A 19,483-nucleotide genomic window follows, 5' to 3' on the forward strand; every position below is an offset into this window, starting at 1 on the left:
GTTACAACCGATTTATTTTCGCCTTCAGTTGCCTGAGTATTTGGCGTCTGGAGGCTTCCTGCGGTTCATCCACGTATAAAAGCTGTTCAAATCCTTGCGCAATCAGCCGGATATTCTGCCTGTACTCCACACTCGACCTAGACTGGGCAGCACCTGCGGCAGATAAGACCTGGCGAGGTGTCATTCCGGCATGAATATTACTATTCTTAGCCGCCAGTTTCCTGATAAATCGATGATAGAGCCTTTGTATCGGTTGTTTGCGGCCTTTCTTCCATTCCGGCCAGACACTGTAGATACCCAGAGCACCGAATACAACGGCAGCCAGAATAGCCAGCAGGACGGCAACATACCGAATATCGTCCTTTCCAGATAAACGACCGAGTAAAGATCGCTGGGACTCCTGATCATAATTGACCACCATGCTGACCCATTGATAGTTCAGGTATTCCGCCTGCTCTCTGATCCAGGAAATGACATTGACATGATTGAATCTGGCGAGATCCAAAGGGGAGTTTTGAAGGAAAGTCCCCTCACCGGCTACCGCATCACGGATTCCGGACTCAACTCTCGCGGGAGCCACCGCAGCAGTAGGATCAACCCTGACCCACCCCTCCTGCTCAAGCCAAACTTCGAGCCATGCATGAGCATCATACTGATGGACCACCAGGAATCCACCTTGGGTATTCCACTCCCCTCCCTGATACCCGGTGACCATTCGCGTGGGGATTCCCAGTGCCCTGAACAAGATGCCGATGGAGCTTGCATAATGTTCACAGAATCCTCTTCTGGTGCCGAAAAGAAACTCATCAGCCCTATTGGCTCTTGGTAGCAAAGGAGGGCTCAACGTATAAAAAAATTCGTTCTGGTTAAGATACTCAAGTACATGGTTAATCTGTTCACGCGGAGATCCAAAGCGGGATTGAATATCCCTTGCCCACTCCCGTGTACGGGGATTTTCTTCAATCGGTAAGCGAGAATATCGTTTAGCCTCCGTAAGGGTCAGCTCCTCATAGGCCGGCGATTGATCAGCCAATCTGTACCAAGTGGCTGACTTAACATCTTTCGTGAAACGTACCAGCCCCTGGTTTGTTGTGTAGGCGTCACCTGATACCAGTCTGGCATTAGCCAAAGCAAACCCCCACTCGCGATTATGAGGGTCCAATAGCACTTCGTAATCGAAAGGGTCATCTCGGCTTAAATTAATTCCCCCCCGATTCCAGCGCTCTACATTCTGCTGAATAAATGACCGAGACCATCGTCCGTTATTATAACGATCCAGAATCAATCCACGCCAGTATAGCTCTTTCTTTGGAGGAACCTCGTTTTCGAAGGTCACCCGAAAGGCTCTTTCCCCTGATTGAGCCAAATTCGCCACATCACCCGGCGACACCGTATCATCGAGCCCGGTAAATGCCGATGTACTTTTCAGCGGCATACTCCACAACGGGCCAAATCGGGGAAATACCACATACAGAATCGCCAGCAGAGGAAGTGCCAGCAACATAAGACTGTACACCCTTCCAAGGCTTCCGGTCAGTGAACTCAGCTTGACCCGGGTACTCACGGCAGCAAGCGCCACCAAACCAATTCCAAGGAAAAAGAAAACATAAACTGTCCGAAACAGCGACTGGCTGAACAATAACCCCAAAGTCAGCAAAAACAGCGTCATAAAGCTGAAGATATAGGCATCGCGCTGACTTCTAAGCTCGACCAATTTCAGACTATAAGCCAATACAAAAAAACCAACGGCATTTTCAACAGTAAACAAACTGCGACTGGTCCATATAAAAAGCAGGAGACACAGCACCATCAATGATGTTTTCAGCCATTTGTTCAGTTCGGCAATCCAGCCTTTAAAAACGGCAACGCGAAAAACAGTGACCCCCGCCGCAAACAGAATCAACCAAACCGGAAGAACCTCCCAATGCACTAGGGTCGCCGGTATTAGCGCGATGATCATCCACAGCAAAGCCTGCCTTTCGACTTTGACAGGATGGTTGAACCGCCTTTGCCATCTGATTTGGCTTAACATTCAGACACCATTTCTTTACAGCCTTTCTTCATTGTGAGTCTTGCTCTTCACCACGGACCGCCTTTTCATCTTAAGCTGCTCTATAATTCCGGGTACACCGCCAGGGCAATGAGGCACCTAGTCCTGTGTAAATCGGACTGATCAGGACTGATCGTTTTTCCTGGTAAACGTAAGCCGTAGAGCTGTCCTCTCGCATGCATCGTCAGAACCTGGTGACACATCATTCCCAGCCGAACCTCTGTATCCCCAACCGAGTAGGCATTAAAATCGATCCACTCAGGGTCCGTCAGAGGCTGAGCAAACTCCTTGGAATAAAACTCCCCACTTTGCGCGTACTTTTTCCAGGCAACTCGACTCATGGATTCCCCCGGTATATGGCTGCGCAGCCCCTCAAAATCTTCCTGGCCGGGCACCATGGCTTTTCTGCCGCTCTCCTGATCTCCCTCGGCTTCTCCCCAAACCATTGCCGACTCAACCGGTGCAGGAAACACAATAATTTCCGCATTCAGGTCCTGCCAGGACCATGCCCTTATCAGCCCCATTGGGAACACTGAAGTCAGAAGCATCCTTCCTGGCCGATACCTTCCCCGGTGAGGACAGGGATGCTCAATGATAAAGCGCTCATTTTCTCCTTTATCAACACTCACTGATACAAAACTGTCAGGAACCCATCCGATTTCAACACTGGAGTGTCCCTTCTCTCTACCCGCCACAATAAACTCCAATCCTCCAAGCTCTCCTGCAAAACAGGGTTCAGAGTGATGAAACTTCACATACAATCCGGAAAAGTTTCGATAAGCAGACACAATATTCAGCAGCAAAATGGAAAACAGGAAAAAGCCAACCGCCATGATCATAGAGTTCTGATAGTTGATTCCCGTCAGTACCAACAAGCCAACCAATCCTATAAAAAGCAGTCCCCATCGGGTGGGTAGAATAAAGATTTCTCGGTGAGACAGTTCCACTTCTTTTACTGGCGGCAGACGTTTTTCAACCCACTTCGCCATGCGCTCTTCAAATCTTTGAATTACGTTCAACATAACAACCCTGATATTTGTCTGATGGCATCGGAAACCTCTGAGAAATTAACAGCATTGCCATTGCTGCGTAAAAAAGGCGGCTCAAATGCGCATTAATTTGCGATAAAAGCTTCTTCTTACCAACTTTATCCTTGCTCTGACGGCCTCGCCAACGCTTTTCCGAAACTCACATGGAATACTTACTCAATTCAAATTAGTAACTTTGTTGCGTTTTGCCGACTCTTTTACAAAACTTAATTAAAATAATCATATAATAGTGGCCATATCCGTTGGTTGATCCGTAACATGAATCATTATCAACCAACACTTTGGACCGCATTCATTACCGTCATCTGAGAGTTCGGCTGTATCCTGACTACGGTAGGTTTAGTGCAATTACTGGTGGGAATTATGTCATATAACCATACCGGAAGTTTCGCCCGAAAGGCTCTCATCGTTGGCATCGCGCTTGTTAGCACCAGCACCTTTGCTGAAGTAAAGTCGCTGTCCAGCGGTGAGTTGACTGATACCTATATCAAGGACTCAACGATCATCGTCACTCCGGCCGTAAAGGCAGCGGAGAAAAAAGTGACCCGCACTTACACCATCGCCCCTGGCGAACCAGTCAAGACAGAGTCAGAAGAACAGGCGGAACTTGAAACCAGTCTGGCAAATGAATGGCAGGAATATGTTGACGCCGCTGAGTTTGCCAAGCAACGGACTCGTGAGCAGGAGCTGGTACTGGCCAATATTGGTACCCCCGAACTGATTCCCCTTACCGAAAGAAACCTGCCTTACAATATCACACTACCGGAAGGGGCCTTCACTTTTGAGCAAGTGCTGGGGCAAACCGATACTCAACCCGTTACCCTTCCCTATGGTGATGAGTTGAATCTTCATTCAAACGGACAGGAATTGACTATTTCGGTAGGAAACCTTCCCGGCGTTGATCCCATTACTCTTCAGCAAAGTCTGCAAGGCGGGCTGGTGAATCTTCAACCTCGGGATAACGGTGGCTTTGACCTGATACTGACAATTCCACAACAATAGTCCCTCAATAATAACCTGGGCCTACAGTCTCCAATTTCGATGCAAGAAATTTTTGATAACCAATAAAAAAGCGCCCGTTAAGGCGCTTTTTTCATTATCTACAGTCTATTTCAACAATTTAACTCAGAAGTATTTTACCGGTGTTAAGGAAAACTCCCCGGATTGTTCGGGAATCGTAAAGGTATTATTTTCCAATGGTGCATTCAAAATCAGAATCCCCTGATTGGAGATAAACAATTGGTCTCTCACATTAACGGTATCCTGATCCATAGTGATGTTCAGGGGGGAAAACTGAGTGCCACGCCCAACATTTGGCTGGAATGAGAACATCATCGCACCCCGATCGATGGTTCCGTCATCGTTGGTATCGACCCCTCCCATTCTCATGGGAAAAATTGAAAATAACTGATCAACCACCCCGCCGGTCTGAGGCAATCCGAACATTTGGCCCTGGAAACTGAGCTGTTGTGTGGAAATAGAGCCGTCACTCGAAGACTGTCCGGGCAATATCACTTCCTGGGGGCCACCATCGGGGGGAGTATAAACAATAGCGTCATAGGTAATCTGGCCACTCATTTCCATCGCAGGTGCGGCCTGCCCGTAAAACTCTCCCAACGCCTCATCTTCAAGGGGCTTTAATTCAGCAAAGCTTACATTTGCCATAAGCACGGCAGAAACCAGGGTGATTCCTTTGCACAATTTCATACTATTTCTTCCTTTGGCCCTTCATTGTTATTTAGCCATTTCTGGAATACTGTCTTTTATATATCTTGCTTTTTGTATCTATGCTGACACTTTACGTTACAAAAAATTTCCAATCAGTGAGGCCTTTCACAAATCATTGATATCAAAACCATTTGTAATTTTCGACGCCCGCTTTTCGGCCAGGAAAATAGAAAAGGCGCCCTAAGGCGCCTTAACTTGTAGCTATCGATTTGAAAGAAAATTCCGAATCGATATTACAGGCCGTTACCACGGATAACCAGTTGCAGGTTATCGATGTTCATGCCGATGATTTCGATTCCACCGTAGCTGGAAACTTGCTGAGCAGCGACAGTACCGCTACCACCAACGTTAGCCAGGTCATACTCTTCTACGAATACACCCATATCACCAACTTTGAAGTTGATGTCAGAGTTTGCGAAGCTGATACCGATACCACCGTCGCCTTCAGCAACCGCACCACCGTTAGCAACAACGTTAGCCAGGTCAGCAGTCGCGTCGATGGTCATGTCTACAGAACCAGCGATCGCGATGTCTTTAGCAATGAAACCACCAAGTGCAGGAACTGGGTTACCAGCGTTTACGTTAACGCCCAGGTTAGTGTCCTGATCCCAGCCACCTTCAATGTCAACAATCCATTTGAACGCGTCGATGGTGATACCAGCACCACTCCAGTCAACTCCGTAGAAGTCACCAGTAGCGGCGTCAACACCAGAAACAGAACCGAAACCAGCTTCGATTACCAAACCGCTCTGACCAGTAACGTCAGACAGTGCAGCGTCATCGATTGCTTTCAGTTCAGCTTGAGCAGCCAGAGGAGCTGCAGCGATAGCAGAAACCAACACTAATTTTTTCAGGCCTTTCATTTAATTTCTCCTAAAAGATATTTTTGTTATTGATTTTGAAACCCTCAAGGGGCTTCTTTACAAACTTCCTGTCCTACACTTTTAATTTTAAGATTGTCTGACATTCCGTTTTGTAATCTTGCGATTGTTACTTTAGTTTTCCCTCTGTAAGTTTTCCGTGACAATCCTCACAGTTTCTGCATCGTTCTGATACATCGAATAATTCCATTTTTTCTTCACTTACCTGGCGACAAACTCTACAATCGCTGGTTCTACAGAACTTTAGGAAGTTTCTGCCCTGAACCGTAAATGCAGTGTATTGGTGCAAAGACGTGGAAACCGTGACTATGTTCACAGCTCGTAACCACTTGTTACATTTTGTTAACGACACCTCATTTTTCTATTGAAACAATACGTCTGCCACTCAAGAACCATTACTCATAAATCCCACCAGCATCAGATACATGCCTAATATCCAGTTCCCCTATTCTGACCACAAAGCCCTGTTAGATGACCTGTCTTCACGAGCAGGATTCGTGTTGGTCAGAGTTCCAGTGCAAAATCAGGGTATTGTCGACATTGCCGCCTTTGAACCTGATTGGACCTTTGAAATACCGGGTAACAGCCCTCCGGATGCCGCCGCCAGAGACCTGAACGAATTTATTCAAAGAATAGAGACGACGCCCTCTGGAACGACTCCCCGTCACGATCTGGATGAGATTTTCAACGGAGGCCTCATCGGCTACTGCAGCTACGAGCTGGGTAGAGATTTGATACTGGATAAAGCCGATCAACGACCAGGGTGTGACCAACAGCTCTTACCGAAATTTTTTGTGGGATATTTCAGCCACTACCTGCTCATCGATCACAGTGGCCAAAAGGTCATCGGCGTAATGCCAGAAGAGATTCAGGAACAGCTGAATCAGTCAACAAATATGAACAACGACACATCGGGCCACCTCGACAGTAATGGCCCATTTTCGTTTTCCGGATTCCAGGGCGACTGGGATACAGAAGATTATTCCAGAGCCTTCCGTAGACTCATTGACTATATATATAGTGGGGACACTTATCAGGCGAATCTCACCCAACGCTTTCAGGCAGAGTTCCAGGGTAATCCGTGGGCCGCCTTCAAGCAGGTACACCAACAAACAGATGCGCCTCACTCTGCCTACATTTCAACGCCGCATGGCCAGGTGTTGAGTTTCTCACCTGAGAGCTTTTTGAGTATTAATCAGGGAGTACTGAGCACTAAGCCCATCAAAGGAACCCGGCCGCGTTCTGCGGAAAGGGAACGGGATAACGAGATTGCCGAAGAACTGCTGTCCAGTCCGAAAGATCGTGCTGAAAATGTCATGATCGTGGATTTGCTGAGAAATGACCTTGGCAAAGTCGCCAACACCGGGTCAGTCAGAGTGGAAAAGCTCTGCGCACTCGAAACTTTCAGCAATGTGCATCACCTGGTCAGCACGATTACAGCAGAGCTTAAATCAGATATTTCCCCCCTGAAGGCATTGATTGAATGTTTGCCCGGCGGTTCCATTACCGGTGCTCCCAAAAAGCGGGCAATGGAAATCATTGAAGAACTGGAGCCATATCCACGCTCCATCTATTGCGGCAGCGTCTTTACTCTGGGCCGAAACGGCAGGCTGGAAAGTAATATCGCTATTCGCACCCTCGTGTGTTGTGAAGGTCAGGCTTATCTTTGGGGCGGCGGTGGAATTGTCGCGGATTCACAATTTGAATCAGAGTATGAAGAGTCGCTGGTCAAAATTCGGCATATTGCCAAAGCTCTTGGGGTTGACCTCAACCCCAAGAGTAATTCCCACTAAGAAGAAAAATATTACTGAGCTACCAGTCGACTGGCCTTGATGAATTCCGCCTTCAGATCATCATAGGTATGCACCGCTGGAAATTGTGGAAACTCCGCGATCACATTATCCGGGGCATGAAAGAGAATACCCGCATCCGCTTCAGACAGCATCGTCGTATCATTGTACGAATCCCCAGCAGCAATGACGTAATAGTTCAAACCATGAAAGGCTTTAACCGACGCTCTTTTCGGGTCCGGTTGACGCAAAACATAGTCAGTAACTTTCCCATTTTCATCGGTTTTCAGGCGATGACAGAAGAGAGTCGGCATACCCAGCTTCTCCATCAACGGCATGGCGAATTCATAGAAAGTGTCTGACAATATCACCAGTTGGAATCGCGCTCTCAACCAATCCAGAAACTCCTTTGCCCCCGGCAATGGATCCAGGGTGGATATCACCGCCTGAATATCAGGCAATCCGTATCCATGCTTATCAAGTATCTCCAGACGCTGTCGCATCAGAACATCGTAATCAGGTACATCTCTTGTTGTCGCCCTTAACTCCGGAATTGCGGTCTTTTCGGCAAACGCAATCCAGATTTCAGGTATTAAAACCCCTTCCAGGTCCAAACAGGCCAGCTCCACGGAATGCTCCCTTATCAGTACAGATGAATGTTTTGTGATGTTATTTGGGACGCCCTGCTCCACAGAAGCTGTACAGCCTGGCGCACGATTATCATATCGGATGAACTCAGGTTTGCCTATTTCAGGGCCGAAGCAAATAACGTCTGGATTGATGAATCAATTGGGGACAACCCCAGCAGAAGGGTTATGAATAACCATGTGTAATAAAAAAACCAAATTTTTAATTATTTGTTTATAAAGGATCGGTATTTTGCCGCCAAGCGATAGTCTGTTAGCCTTTAGCTCCAATCTGAGAATCCTATAACTCGAACGATCTCAGAACTTTAGTGGTTTCTGAACCGGGATCTTAATTAATGTCTGTGAATGTCGATATTGATCAATTAAACAACGAATTAGCTACTGCTTCACCGAAAGATATTATTCGTAAAGCCCTGTCGATGTTTGACAACATCGCCATCTCTTTCAGTGGAGCCGAAGATGTGGTGCTGATTGAAATGGCGACCAAAATCAATAGACAGGTCAGTGTCTTTACACTTGATACCGGTCGCCTGCATCCTGAAACCTATTTGTTCGTAGAAAAGGTTCGTGATCACTATGATCTGAATCTGGAGGTACTCTTCCCGGATGCCGCCGCTATAGAGAAGTTGACCCGAGAGAAAGGTCTATTCAGTTTTTATCGTGATGGTCACAGTGAATGCTGTGGCATTCGCAAGGTTGAACCACTCAAGCGCAAGCTCGCCCAGGTTGATGCCTGGATAACAGGTCAGCGCAAAGACCAGAGCCCAGGTACCCGGAATGATGTCCCCATAGTTCAGCTGGATGGCACTTTTGGGTCAGAGGAAAAGCCACTGATTAAGTTCAACCCTTTGGCCAACTGGACATCTGAGGACGTGTGGAATTACATCCGGATGTTCGATGTTCCATACAACGAACTCCACTCCAAAGGATTTATCAGCATCGGTTGTCAGCCTTGCACTCGCCCAGTCCTTCCCAACCAGCACGAGCGCGAAGGCCGCTGGTGGTGGGAAGAGGAAACCCACAAAGAATGTGGCCTCCATGCAGGCAACCTGATCAAAACCGAACAGGCCGACTAAACGCTGCCTCCTAAAGAAAATCTGGGAGAGGATTGGACAGAGTTAAGGCCTCTTTTGGATGCCACCGGTTGATTAAATAAGGTGTGGTGCATAAATATAAGGTGTGGTGCATAAAAGGTTGCAGCACAAAAACAATAGCCCAGTGATCACTGGGCTTTTTTTTACTGCGAATATTTTAGTTAGTAAGTGGGTAGGGTTATGTCCTTGAACAGCTCATCCACTTCAGCCTTGGTGTGTCGGGATACGACCTCATCCACCAGCTCCCTGGTAAGATGAGGCGCAAAACGATGAATAAACTCGTACATATATCCCCGCAAAAAAGTGCCTCGACGAAAACCGATTTTTGTCGTGCTGGGGCGAAACATACGGCTGGCATCCAATGCCACCAGGTCTGAATCCGCCTGTGGGTCATAGGCCATTCTCGCAATAATCCCCACCCCAAGCCCCAAACGCACATAAGTCTTGATGACATCCGCATCCGCGGCAGTAAACACCACTTTCGGGGTCAGCCCCTTCTCATTAAAGGCTTCATCCAGCTTGGAACGCCCAGTAAAGCCGAATACATAAGTCACCAGAGGAAAGCCCGCCAACTCTTCTATCTCAATTTTCCGTTTTTCCGCCAGCGGATGATTCTTGGGAACGACAACACAACGGTTCCAGCGATAGCACGGCATCATCACCAGATCAGAGAAATGCTCCAGGGCTTCTGTGGCAATGGCAAAATCCACCGTCCCATCTGCTGCCAGTTCAGCAATCTGCATCGGAGTCCCCTGATGCATATGCAGTGATACGTCGGGGTACTCCTGGATAAAACTGCGAATGATGGAAGGTAAGGCATACCTGGCCTGAGTATGTGTGGTGGCAACACTGAGTTCACCTTTCTTCTGGTTACTGAACTCTTGAGCAATCTGTTTGATGCCCTCCACCTTTTTCAGAATTTCACCGGCAACTTTGATAATAGTTTCACCTGCCGGTGTCACGCGGGTCAGGTGTTTCCCGCTCCGTGAAAAGATTTCAACTCCCAGTTCGTCCTCAAGCAGACGTATCTGCTTACTAATACCAGGCTGCGAGGTGTATAGACTTTGTGCCGTCGCGGACACATTCAGTTCATGATGAGCAACTTCCCAGATATAACGAAGTTGTTGAAGTTTCATCCCCTTCTCCTTGCTTCACCCGGCCTTTATAATCAATAAGGATAAAAATATACCCAAATATTCTTTTTAGAAATAGAAAAATACCGTTAGATTGTCCACCTAGAGTCGGCTTATTCCCTATTGATTAGTTTAGTCCAAGTTTTATGGAAATTCTTTTATATATTGCCGCAGGTGCCAGTGTAGGATTTTTAGTGGGATTAACCGGTGTTGGCGGCGGTTCCCTCATGACTCCTTTGTTGATCCTGTTTGGTTTTCCCCCGCATATTGCGATCGGGACAGACCTTCTGTATGCGGCGATCACCAAGGCAACTGGCGTAGCAGCCCACGCGAGACACCATACCATTAATTGGAAAGTTTTGGGGCTTTTGGCTGCCGGAAGCATTCCCGCATCCATTCTGACGACTTTCCTGTTGTCACACTTCTTTACTGAACCGGATAAGTACAGCCATGTACTCACCACCAGCCTTGGTCTGATGCTGATCGTCACCTCCGCTGTACTACTGTTCAAAAACAAACTGGCGATCAACCGCTCCAGTCAGGGTACCTCTATCGCCTACAGAAACCGGGCTCAGCTCACTGTTCTCATGGGATTGATTCTGGGGGTATTTGTCACGCTGTCTTCCGTCGGGGCGGGTGCCATAGGTACAGCCGTTCTGATGATTCTTTACCCTTCTCTTGCAGCCGTCAGAGTGGTCGGTACCGATCTTGCCCATGCAGTTCCTCTCACCCTGATTGCAGGTCTGGGACATATGCAATTAGGTAATGTTGACTATTACCTGCTAGGCAGCCTGCTCATCGGCTCTTTGCCCGCCATTCACCTGGGGACCAAGCTCAGCAAACACCTGCCGGCCAACGTATTGAGACCGGTACTTGCCAGCATGCTGTTGGCGATTGGAGTGAAATACGCATTTTTTTAGTCCCGATATGGTTGACTTGATGACGCTTTATCTAAAAACTTGCAGATGCACTTTTTTCTAGATTAAGCGTCCAAATGATTGTTTTAGAGACCAAATTCTTTCCACTGCAACTCGATGAGAATATCATCAGCAGAGAAAGATTAACCCGCCTGATGGGATCAGCCGGTCAACATCGTTGTCTGGCTGTTGTCGCGCCTGCCGGTTTTGGAAAATCCACACTTGTCAGGCAATGGCTCGACCAGTCAGCCACCAATGCCTGCTGGTTGACGCTTGATCGCTCAGATAATCATCCCGGCAACTTCTGGCACTATGTTCTCGAATGCTTTCGTCGAGGAGGCCTGGATGATGCTGAACTTTTTGCCTTACTCAATAATGCGGAAACCAACACTCAGGCACTTGTCTCTGGGCTAATAAACCGTCTGGGTGCTGTCAGTGAAAAACACTTTTCGCTGATACTTGATGATTTTCACCTCATCCAGGACGCCTCAATCATTGAAGGTATTACCTTCCTGGTGGATTTCGCCCCTGCCAATCTAACGCTAATCCTCACATCCAGGAATGAACCCCCCTTTCCCTATGCCAGATGGAAAGTGAAGCGATTTGCGCGTGTACTGTATTCTGCCGACTTGGTATTCAATAGTGACGAGACCCGGGATCTGCTGGCGAATAGCCTGGATCTTGCTGTTGACTCCTCCCAGTTGGAGCAGATCATGCACACTACCGGAGGATGGGCGGCAGCATTGCAACTGCTGGCACACGGCTCACTGCCTAAAGTTAAAGAAACGCTCAATGAAGGAGAGTTTTCCAGAGCCCTGAGCTCCAACCGACGGGACATAGAAGACTATATCGCCCAGGAGGTCCTGGACGACCTACCTGAGGATCTCAGGGACTTTATTCTGAAACTGGCCCCGGCAAATCGTTTCGATGTTGAGATTGCCAATGCGGTCAGACATGCTTCTGACAGCCATGAGCATATCGCCAAACTGGAATCCCGAAACCTTTTCCTGATAGCTTTGGACGACCATGGTCAGTGGTTCCGCTTCCACGAACTTCTCAGAGACGGGACCCTGCACTACCTGAAAACCCGGTACCCGGATTTATTGCAGGAATACAGTCAGCAGATTATCAATTTCCATCTTGGGGATAAGCACTACATTGAAGCAATTGAGCTGATTATTGAGCTCAATGCATGGGACCGTCTTGTCTCCACCCTCGAGGATATCGGGAACAACCTGATACGGCAGGGTTATCACCTGAACATCCTACACGCTCTGCAACAAGTGCCCGAAGACATGGTGCAAAGATCCCCCAAACTCCAGGTGGTGAAGCTTTGGTGCCTGTTTTACAACAACCAGTTTTCGGAAATTCCACCACTATTGAAAACGGTCAATAAACTGATTGCCAAAACCGACCTGCCTGCCTCACTGAGACTGGAGCTGGATCTGTTGGATGCTTACATGGCACGTTTTTCAAAAGATGTCGAACGAGCACGCGCCGTAACAGAAAGGACACTAAGTCAGCTGGAGGAATCCTCCGCCCCGGTTAAGTCTCTCGCTTATTTTGGCCTGGGCAATGATTACTTTGCCCTCGGCGCCTATGACGAAGCGGAGAAAGCGCTCAGAGAAGCCATCACCCTGGGAAAACTGGAACAACGGTTTTCAACGGTGAAATCCAGTCTGGGCCTCTTGCTCTGGATTTACCAGATACGGGGAGAGTTTATCCGGGCACTGGATCTCTACAAACAAGTCGATGTGTGGATTAAAAGCTTTCACAAGGATGATCCTGAACCCAAAACGATTTCATGCTGGCTCAACAGTTCTCTCATTCTGATATATACAGAACAAGACCAGTTGGAGCACGCTTCAGGCTATCTCTATCCGATGTTCAGTCTTATTCAGAGCGCTGAACCATTACAGAAGATGCTGGTCTATTTTGTTCAGGGCGAATATCAACGGCTCACATTTCAATACGAAGATGCCATTAAATCATTGGATCAGGCGCAAGCTGTGCTGAATCAGAACGACGAGGAGATTCATCCCTTTGCCCCTCCCATTCTTGCCACCAAAGCGGAAACGCTTTGGCAAATGGGCGCAGCCGAAAGAGCCGGGGATCTTATCGATGAGATTGCGGAAAACGCCTACCAAGACTCCAGCCCCCATCGATTGCAGAAGTTTCTGGAGGTCAAAGCCATTATTGATATGCAAAGAGACCCTCAATCAGTGTTTGAAACCTGCGCCCGCATGGAAAAACTCGGCATCCGCGGTAAGTCTCCCAAAAGCCTTGCCTTGGCACATCTGTTTAAAGCCCGAGCTCTGGCGCTGACTGACCAGCAACATGAATCCAGACTTGAACTGGTCAAAGCTTTAAGCCTCGGCGAGCAAAACGACTACATTCAGATGTTCCGCATGCCAATAGACACCTGGACGTTTGATATTGGCGCACTACAGCATGACGGCATTAACCAGAGCTTCCTTGAGAAGGTCAGTGAGACCTCCTCTTCGGCAACGTCTTCTGCAACTGCGACAGCCTATTCTTCCAAAGATGGTGAAAAAGAGCAGGGGCAGATCAATACACCATCCGAGCACCAAAATGCTGTGACCGAGCAGGCTGAATTACTGGAACCTTTAAGCCGAAGGGAACAGGAAGTGCTGGAACTGATTAACCAGGGGCTGCCCAATAAAAAAATTGCGACCAAGCTGTCCCTCGCTCCGGCCACCATCAAAGCCCATATCCGCAATATCTATGGAAAAATAGACGCTACCAGCCGGACTGACGCTCTCGCCAAGGCAAGGCAACTGGGCTTAATTCGTTAGGAGGCGCGTACTTCAATGTACGCCCCCCTCAATTTACGCCCTTTGGACGATGATTTTACGCCCCCCCTCCCCCTAAACTGGAACCATCCTAAGAATTCGATAGGCCTTTCAAATCGAGTTCTCTTAAATGGAACTAGTGGAGTTTTTGTCTTCCTTTAAAACCCTGCTTGCATTACGGCGGTACAATCAGTTCGGCATTGTACACGCCGTTTTTTTTGCCTGGCTTTCCCGCCGTCAATCTCAGTTAACCAATCCTTCACAAATTCCTCAGCCCTAGACGCTATATATAAAACAGACAGCGAGAAAGGATCACCACTAGCTGGCTTTACTGGCGTACTGCTTCCAGGTCTGACAGTTTTTGAAAATCCTGACGGTAGGGAGGTAGAGCATTGAGGATCGTACGCCCATAGGACTTGTGCCACAAACGCCGGTCCAGAATAGAAATCTCTCCGGCATCTTTCTCGCTACGCAAGAGTCGTCCACATGCCTGCATCAGCTTTGTGATCGCGTCCGGCAACACCACCTGATTAAAAGGATTTCCGCCCCGGGCTCGCAACCACTCGGCGTAAGTTGCTTCAACCGGGTCATCCGGCACAGCAAAAGGAAGTTTGGCGATGATGACATGAGTTAGATATTTCCCGGGCAAATCCAGCCCTTCTGCAAAGCTTGCCAGCCCGAACAATAAACTGCCCTCACCTTTATCGACTCTTTCCCGATGTGTCTCCAGAAGCTGGCTCTTATTATTGCCCCCTTGAACCAGAATGAAATTCTCCGGGTATTTTTTTTCCAGCATGCGGGCGACATGCTGCATATGCTTACGGGCACTGAATAAGACCAGTGTTGCCTGTGCCCTTCCGACCAACTGATTAATCGCTTCACCCAAAGTGTCCAGGTATTCTTCCTTGTCACTGGGGTCAGACCCGAGATCACAAAGACGCAACAGGCAATTCTCCTGAAAATTAAACGGACTCTGGTGAATACTGTATTGGGTGTCCTCAGGCAGGCCTACCTGCATTGCCAGGCGACCAAAGCTCCCCGCTACACTTAACGTAGCGGAAGTCAGAACGGTACCGAAAGCCCTTTCCCACAGTCTGTATTTTATTAACCCTGCGGCATTGGTTGGACTGACATGGACCACGATGTCTCCCTCCCCATCCGCTCCGGTAGTCGTCAACCAACGGGCAACCGGAATCGCTCCTTCTTCCTGAACTCTTTTCATCTGCTGCCAGACATCTACCATATTCCCAACCTGGGCCTGAAACACGGATAACACCATCAGCGACTGTTCCATGACCTGTCTGGACATACTGCCCGGGCTTTCCTTATCTACCAGGTCTCTCAGCCTCTTTAAAATCGCTTCCAGATCATCAGCAATGGAACCGATCTTGGAGGCGCACTGATCAGACAAGTCGATCAGTTCATCCGGAATTATGCCGAGCGGATATCGGTAGATACTTCTGACACTATCCCCCTGCCAGCCTGCATCATATTCTCTCTGCCATTCCGCAGTGCGCCACAGCAACTTCTGGATAGCCTCCAGAATCTGATGACATTCGATCGACGAACTTGAGAGCGGCGGTATGTGATTGCCAATTTTGTCATCGTGTCCCCATCCCATCTGGCCTTCAGCTACCGCTTTGGAAAGTGCTTTAAGGACTTTCTGACTACTTTTGATTCCCGCGCTGAAGGCAAAGTGATTCAACGCCTTGTCTGCCAGATGATGGCCTTCGTCGAAGATATAAATCGTTTGCTCTGGCGGTGGAAGGACATACCCTCCGCCAAGGCTAAGATCCGAAAATACAAGATCATGATTAGCCACAATAACCTGGGCCTGCTCGGCCTCAGCCTTGCTCTTATAATAGGGACACTGTAAAAAGAACCCGCAACGCTTCACCAGGCATTGCCGGTGATCAGTCGTCACCTGCCGCCAGAGATCTTCCTCCACTGGCTCCGGCGTGCTATCCCAGTCCCCTTTCCAACCTCGATCCACCATCCAGTTCAGAAATTGCTGATAAGCTTCCTGGGAGTATTCACCCGAGTCCTGAGGCTGCCCAAGATCCATCAGGGGAAGTAATCCCTGTTCCTGTTCGCCCAGTAACTGATCCACTTTATGCAGGCATAGGTAACGCCCCCGGCCCTTAGCCAGGGCCACCTTAAATTCCAGATCTGTATGCTCTTTTAGCAGCGGCAGTTCTCTATCGATAATCTGCTGCTGTAGGGTCACCGTGGCTGTTGAAATGACGATATTCTTGCGAAGCGCGGTAGCAAAGGGAATGGTCGCGAGCAAATAAGCCAGCGTTTTTCCGGTTCCTGTACCCGCTTCAATGACACATGCAGAAGGCTCGGAACAGCGTTTCAAATCACCGTCCATTTCAATACCGGATAAGTACCTCGCGATTTCTGCAATCATATGACGCTGACCGCTACGGGGCTTGATATCCCTGGCGGTCAGATATTGACGATAGGCGCTCTGAATAGAGTCTTTTACTGCTTGATCAACCATGTTCCACTTAAATTTATCTTGCTCGCCCCGGATTCCCGCATCTCAGGACTCGGGAGACCAGTTCCTGACGACCGAAACCCTGAAAGGTTGACCATCTTTTTTCAGGACAACACCATTTTCCGTGATTTCCAATACCTGTATACCTGAAAAGCTTTGCCCTTCCCGCAGGTAATTATTGTTGATCATGATACGACGCCCTTGCGGGTCGCTACTGTAAATATGACTATTAAAAACAAGTGCCGGAACACGTTGCTGAAATGATTTTGCCAGCTCTTTGATTGAGGGGTATTCAGAGTTCTCAAAGTCAGATTCATCGACAGGTGACTCTTCCTTTGCTATAGGAGCCTCTGCAGTACGCCAGTTAGAATCGCTTTCCTGCACGTTTCCCGAACTGGCCACTGGCACGGCAGCACCACGCTTCTTGCCGCCCGGCGTAATCAACACAGCTTCCTCGACATTGGCAGCTCCATCCCAGTGAGCTGCACTGGCGCTGCTCCCATCTGACATTGTACCTGGCGCTTTTGCCAATGTTGCCTGACGCGACTCCTCACGTTTCTTCGCGATTGCCGCTCTTGCCAATGCCAAAGGGTCCTCAACCGACGCAGTCTCGCCAGTGGTGGTAATGGAGGAGTCAACGGCAGAATCAGAGCTTTCCTCATCGTCTAATGAGGAGGCATTTCCTTTTACCGGGCTTTCAGTTTTTTCATGCGGGTCTACAACCGGATCTGCCTGCGCCTGCTCAGAGGGCACTCCCACATTTTCTGTATTTGAGCCCAAGTTCGACGAACGATCTTTGTACAGAAAGAAATAAGCCATTCCCAGCATATTACATATCAAAAGAATGGTGAGAATAATCGGCCAGAGCTGCCTTTTACTATTGCGGCTATAGAGCATCGGCCGGGATTGGGCCAAATGACCGGGTAGTTTTTCCTGATGACGTTCAGATTCAGATTTTTGCAGAGCTTCCAATATGTATGACATGTTCAGTCCCTTCAGGAGTTCCTGGACGAACGTAACAACGGGACCTCGGGATTAGTCCAGCTATTCAGCATAATTAAAGTAATTGTTCCGGCAATACCGTCCGGCAATATTCCCACCATTTGCTGAAACTCTCGGATTCGGTCTTCAATTGGTCGTTTGACTGAGTTCCCAGCCGAGCCTACAAACTCCTTTTTCTCCCCGCCTGTCATTTCCAGCACAGAGTCCAGAAGGTCCAATTGCTGCGCCAGCCAAGCTTCTTTATCCTGTTCTGCTCCCGGTTCAATAACCAGAGATTCATAAGGGGGCACTCGCCATAGCAGGCTATAGCTTCCTCCCCAAAACTGATCCAGGTCACCGAGCGGAAGGACAACCTGTTCATTCTGAACCCTGATTGTCGCCTTCTCTTGATGATCAATATCCAGCAAGGCCAGCGAAAAACGATTTCCATCGCGATCCATCAACCGAAGAATGACCGGCCGGTTCAATTGCATTAGGCTTCGCCAATTGCCTTCCCGGTGCAGACACCTCAGCCCTTGAAGCTCAGCCCACTGACAGTATCGACCCTCGGAATTCATTGTGGGATCGGCCTTCAATCCCCATTGAGTAAACAAGGCGGTATAGGCCTGGGCCACATCATTACCTGAACTACCTATAGATGCCAGTGCAGCTTTAACCTGCTCTCCCCCGGAAGAGCCTACAGCTGACGACGCCACCGGGAGCATTGGCGAACCCGAGCTTTCCTTATCCTGTTCGATGCCATCAGACTCCAAGGCATTTCGGGTAGCCGTCAATGCAGCAAATGATGTTGCGGTTCCAGAAAGTGGGTTGTCGGTTTCTCTCCGCGCATCCACTGCCGTCGTTTTGGGGCTGGATAAACCTCCAGACTCTGACGAAGACTGTATCGAAGCCTGATGCTCCGCACTATTACCACCATTAGCCTGCAGGTTTTCTATTTCAGAAGACTTTTTTGAAGAAGCCCAATAAGCCATGAAAATGGTCAGTGAGGCAGCTAACGCCCCAGACAAGATTCCTTTGGTAACCCAATGCTGCCACCACTTTTCTTTTGGTGTGCTAACCTCAGCTCCGACTTCCTTGACCGCATTGCGCACCATAGCCGCCGTAATTTCACCTTCGTGTGCTGAATAGGCCCCCAAAAGAGCCCTGTCACATATCAGGTTGGACAGCCTGGGGATTCCCCGCCCCCCTTTGTGTATCTGCCGCACCGCGCCTTTGGTAAACACCGATCTTGGGCACCCGGCCCGGTTCATTCGATAAGAAATATAAGCGCCCAATTCCTCAAGATCCAGCGCCTCGAGATGGTAACGGGCAGTAATTCGTTGCGATAATTGGCGTAGCTCCGGCCTTTGCAGGAGAGTTTTCAGTTCCGGTTGACCAAGCAGAATAATCTGCAGCAGCTTCTTCTGGTTGGTTTCCAGATTCGTCAACAGGCGCAACTGTTCCAAAACATCTGTAGAGAGATTTTGCGCCTCGTCAATAATGAGTGCGGTGTGTTTGCCTGCGGCATGAGCTTCAAGTAAATGGTGGTGAATCAGATCCACCAGTGTCTTGGTAGACGACAGAACCGGATAAGTAATACCAAATTCATCACAGATACTGGCCAATAGCTCCCGGGCTGTAAGCTTGGGATAAAGAATAAATGCCAGTTCAGTATTTTCGGGTACGCTCTGGATAAAACAACGACAAATTGTGGTTTTACCCGTACCGACCTCTCCGGTCAGCAGAACGAATCCTCCTTCTCTCTCCAGTCCGTACAAAAGATGGGCGAGCGCCTCTTTATGACGCACACTCATATAAAGGTAACGGGGATCGGGAGCGATGGAAAATGGGCTTTCTTTCAGCCCAAAGAACGATTCGTACATGTATCTCAATCAGA

At 48.6% G+C, this 19,483-nt stretch carries 14 protein-coding genes; 5 read left to right on the forward strand and 9 right to left on the reverse strand.

Features of this window, described 5'->3' with window-relative positions:
• Window position 1 precedes the first annotated feature (1 nt).
• Entirely contained in the window at window positions 2-2,032 is a 2,031-nt protein-coding gene (locus F566_RS33530; RefSeq protein ID WP_020408786.1) for a transglutaminase TgpA family protein, read from the reverse strand.
• Window positions 2,033-2,112: 80 nt separating this feature from the next.
• Window positions 2,113-3,072, reverse strand: coding sequence for a DUF58 domain-containing protein (locus F566_RS0119885; RefSeq protein ID WP_020408787.1), 960 nt, complete (start codon window positions 3,070-3,072; stop codon window positions 2,113-2,115).
• A 390-nt stretch (window positions 3,073-3,462) separates the two neighbouring features.
• Here F566_RS0119885 and F566_RS0119890 point away from each other — a divergent pair, with 390 nt between their 5' ends.
• Window positions 3,463-4,101, forward strand: a complete 639-nt coding sequence (locus F566_RS0119890; protein ID WP_020408788.1) for a hypothetical protein — start codon at window positions 3,463-3,465, stop codon at window positions 4,099-4,101.
• A gap of 123 nt (window positions 4,102-4,224) precedes the next feature.
• Here the strand turns inward: F566_RS0119890 and F566_RS0119895 are convergent, their stop codons facing one another.
• Together F566_RS0119895 and F566_RS0119900 are read right to left on the reverse strand one after the other, a co-directional pair.
• Window positions 4,225-4,806, reverse strand: a complete 582-nt coding sequence (locus tag F566_RS0119895) for a DUF6160 family protein (RefSeq protein ID WP_020408789.1) — start codon at window positions 4,804-4,806, stop codon at window positions 4,225-4,227.
• A gap of 254 nt (window positions 4,807-5,060) precedes the next feature.
• Window positions 5,061-5,690 carry a DUF6160 family protein gene (locus F566_RS0119900; protein ID WP_020408790.1) on the reverse strand — a complete coding sequence of 210 codons (630 nt, stop codon included), beginning with the start codon at window positions 5,688-5,690 and terminating at the stop codon, window positions 5,061-5,063.
• A 443-nt stretch (window positions 5,691-6,133) separates the two neighbouring features.
• Here F566_RS0119900 and pabB point away from each other — a divergent pair, with 443 nt between their 5' ends.
• Window positions 6,134-7,501: an aminodeoxychorismate synthase component I gene (pabB, locus tag F566_RS33535; protein ID WP_020408791.1), complete on the forward strand. Its 1,368-nt coding sequence runs from the start codon at window positions 6,134-6,136 to the stop codon at window positions 7,499-7,501.
• An 11-nt stretch (window positions 7,502-7,512) separates the two neighbouring features.
• Here the strand turns inward: pabB and thrH are convergent, their stop codons facing one another.
• A complete protein-coding gene (gene thrH, locus F566_RS0119910; RefSeq protein ID WP_020408792.1) occupies window positions 7,513-8,127 on the reverse strand; it encodes a bifunctional phosphoserine phosphatase/homoserine phosphotransferase ThrH in 615 nt (204 codons plus the stop codon).
• 353 nt (window positions 8,128-8,480) lie between these two features.
• Here thrH and F566_RS0119920 point away from each other — a divergent pair, with 353 nt between their 5' ends.
• Window positions 8,481-9,221 carry a phosphoadenylyl-sulfate reductase gene (locus F566_RS0119920; RefSeq protein WP_020408794.1) on the forward strand — a complete coding sequence of 247 codons (741 nt, stop codon included), beginning with the start codon at window positions 8,481-8,483 and terminating at the stop codon, window positions 9,219-9,221.
• A gap of 179 nt (window positions 9,222-9,400) precedes the next feature.
• Here F566_RS0119920 and cysB read toward each other — a convergent pair whose 3' ends face one another.
• Window positions 9,401-10,375, reverse strand: a complete 975-nt coding sequence (gene cysB / locus F566_RS0119925; protein ID WP_020408795.1) for an HTH-type transcriptional regulator CysB — start codon at window positions 10,373-10,375, stop codon at window positions 9,401-9,403.
• A 143-nt stretch (window positions 10,376-10,518) separates the two neighbouring features.
• Here cysB and F566_RS0119930 point away from each other — a divergent pair, with 143 nt between their 5' ends.
• Both F566_RS0119930 and F566_RS0119935 read left to right on the forward strand, forming a co-directional pair.
• Window positions 10,519-11,292, forward strand: a complete 774-nt coding sequence (locus F566_RS0119930; protein WP_020408796.1) for a sulfite exporter TauE/SafE family protein — start codon at window positions 10,519-10,521, stop codon at window positions 11,290-11,292.
• Window positions 11,293-11,366: 74 nt separating this feature from the next.
• Window positions 11,367-14,105 (forward strand): winged helix-turn-helix domain-containing protein, encoded by a 2,739-nt coding sequence (locus tag F566_RS0119935; protein ID WP_020408797.1) that lies wholly within the window; start codon window positions 11,367-11,369, stop codon window positions 14,103-14,105.
• A 325-nt stretch (window positions 14,106-14,430) separates the two neighbouring features.
• On the opposite strand, the gene dinG is transcribed toward F566_RS0119935, so the two are convergent.
• From dinG to F566_RS0119955, 3 genes are read right to left on the reverse strand one after another with little or no spacing between them, the layout of a single operon-like run.
• Window positions 14,431-16,608 carry an ATP-dependent DNA helicase DinG gene (gene dinG / locus F566_RS0119945; protein ID WP_020408799.1) on the reverse strand — a complete coding sequence of 726 codons (2,178 nt, stop codon included), beginning with the start codon at window positions 16,606-16,608 and terminating at the stop codon, window positions 14,431-14,433.
• A 42-nt stretch (window positions 16,609-16,650) separates the two neighbouring features.
• The gene (locus tag F566_RS37385) at window positions 16,651-17,589 is read right to left on the reverse strand and encodes a general secretion pathway protein GspB (RefSeq protein WP_020408800.1); all 939 of its coding nucleotides are present in this window, start codon (window positions 17,587-17,589) and stop codon (window positions 16,651-16,653) included.
• Window positions 17,590-17,600: 11 nt separating this feature from the next.
• Window positions 17,601-19,469, reverse strand: coding sequence for an ExeA family protein (locus F566_RS0119955; RefSeq protein ID WP_020408801.1), 1,869 nt, complete (start codon window positions 19,467-19,469; stop codon window positions 17,601-17,603).
• Window positions 19,470-19,483: the final 14 nt, after the last annotated feature.

Origin of the sequence: Hahella ganghwensis DSM 17046 (assembly GCF_000376785.1) — a bacterium.
GTDB classification, from domain to species: domain Bacteria; phylum Pseudomonadota; class Gammaproteobacteria; order Pseudomonadales; family Oleiphilaceae; genus Hahella; species Hahella ganghwensis.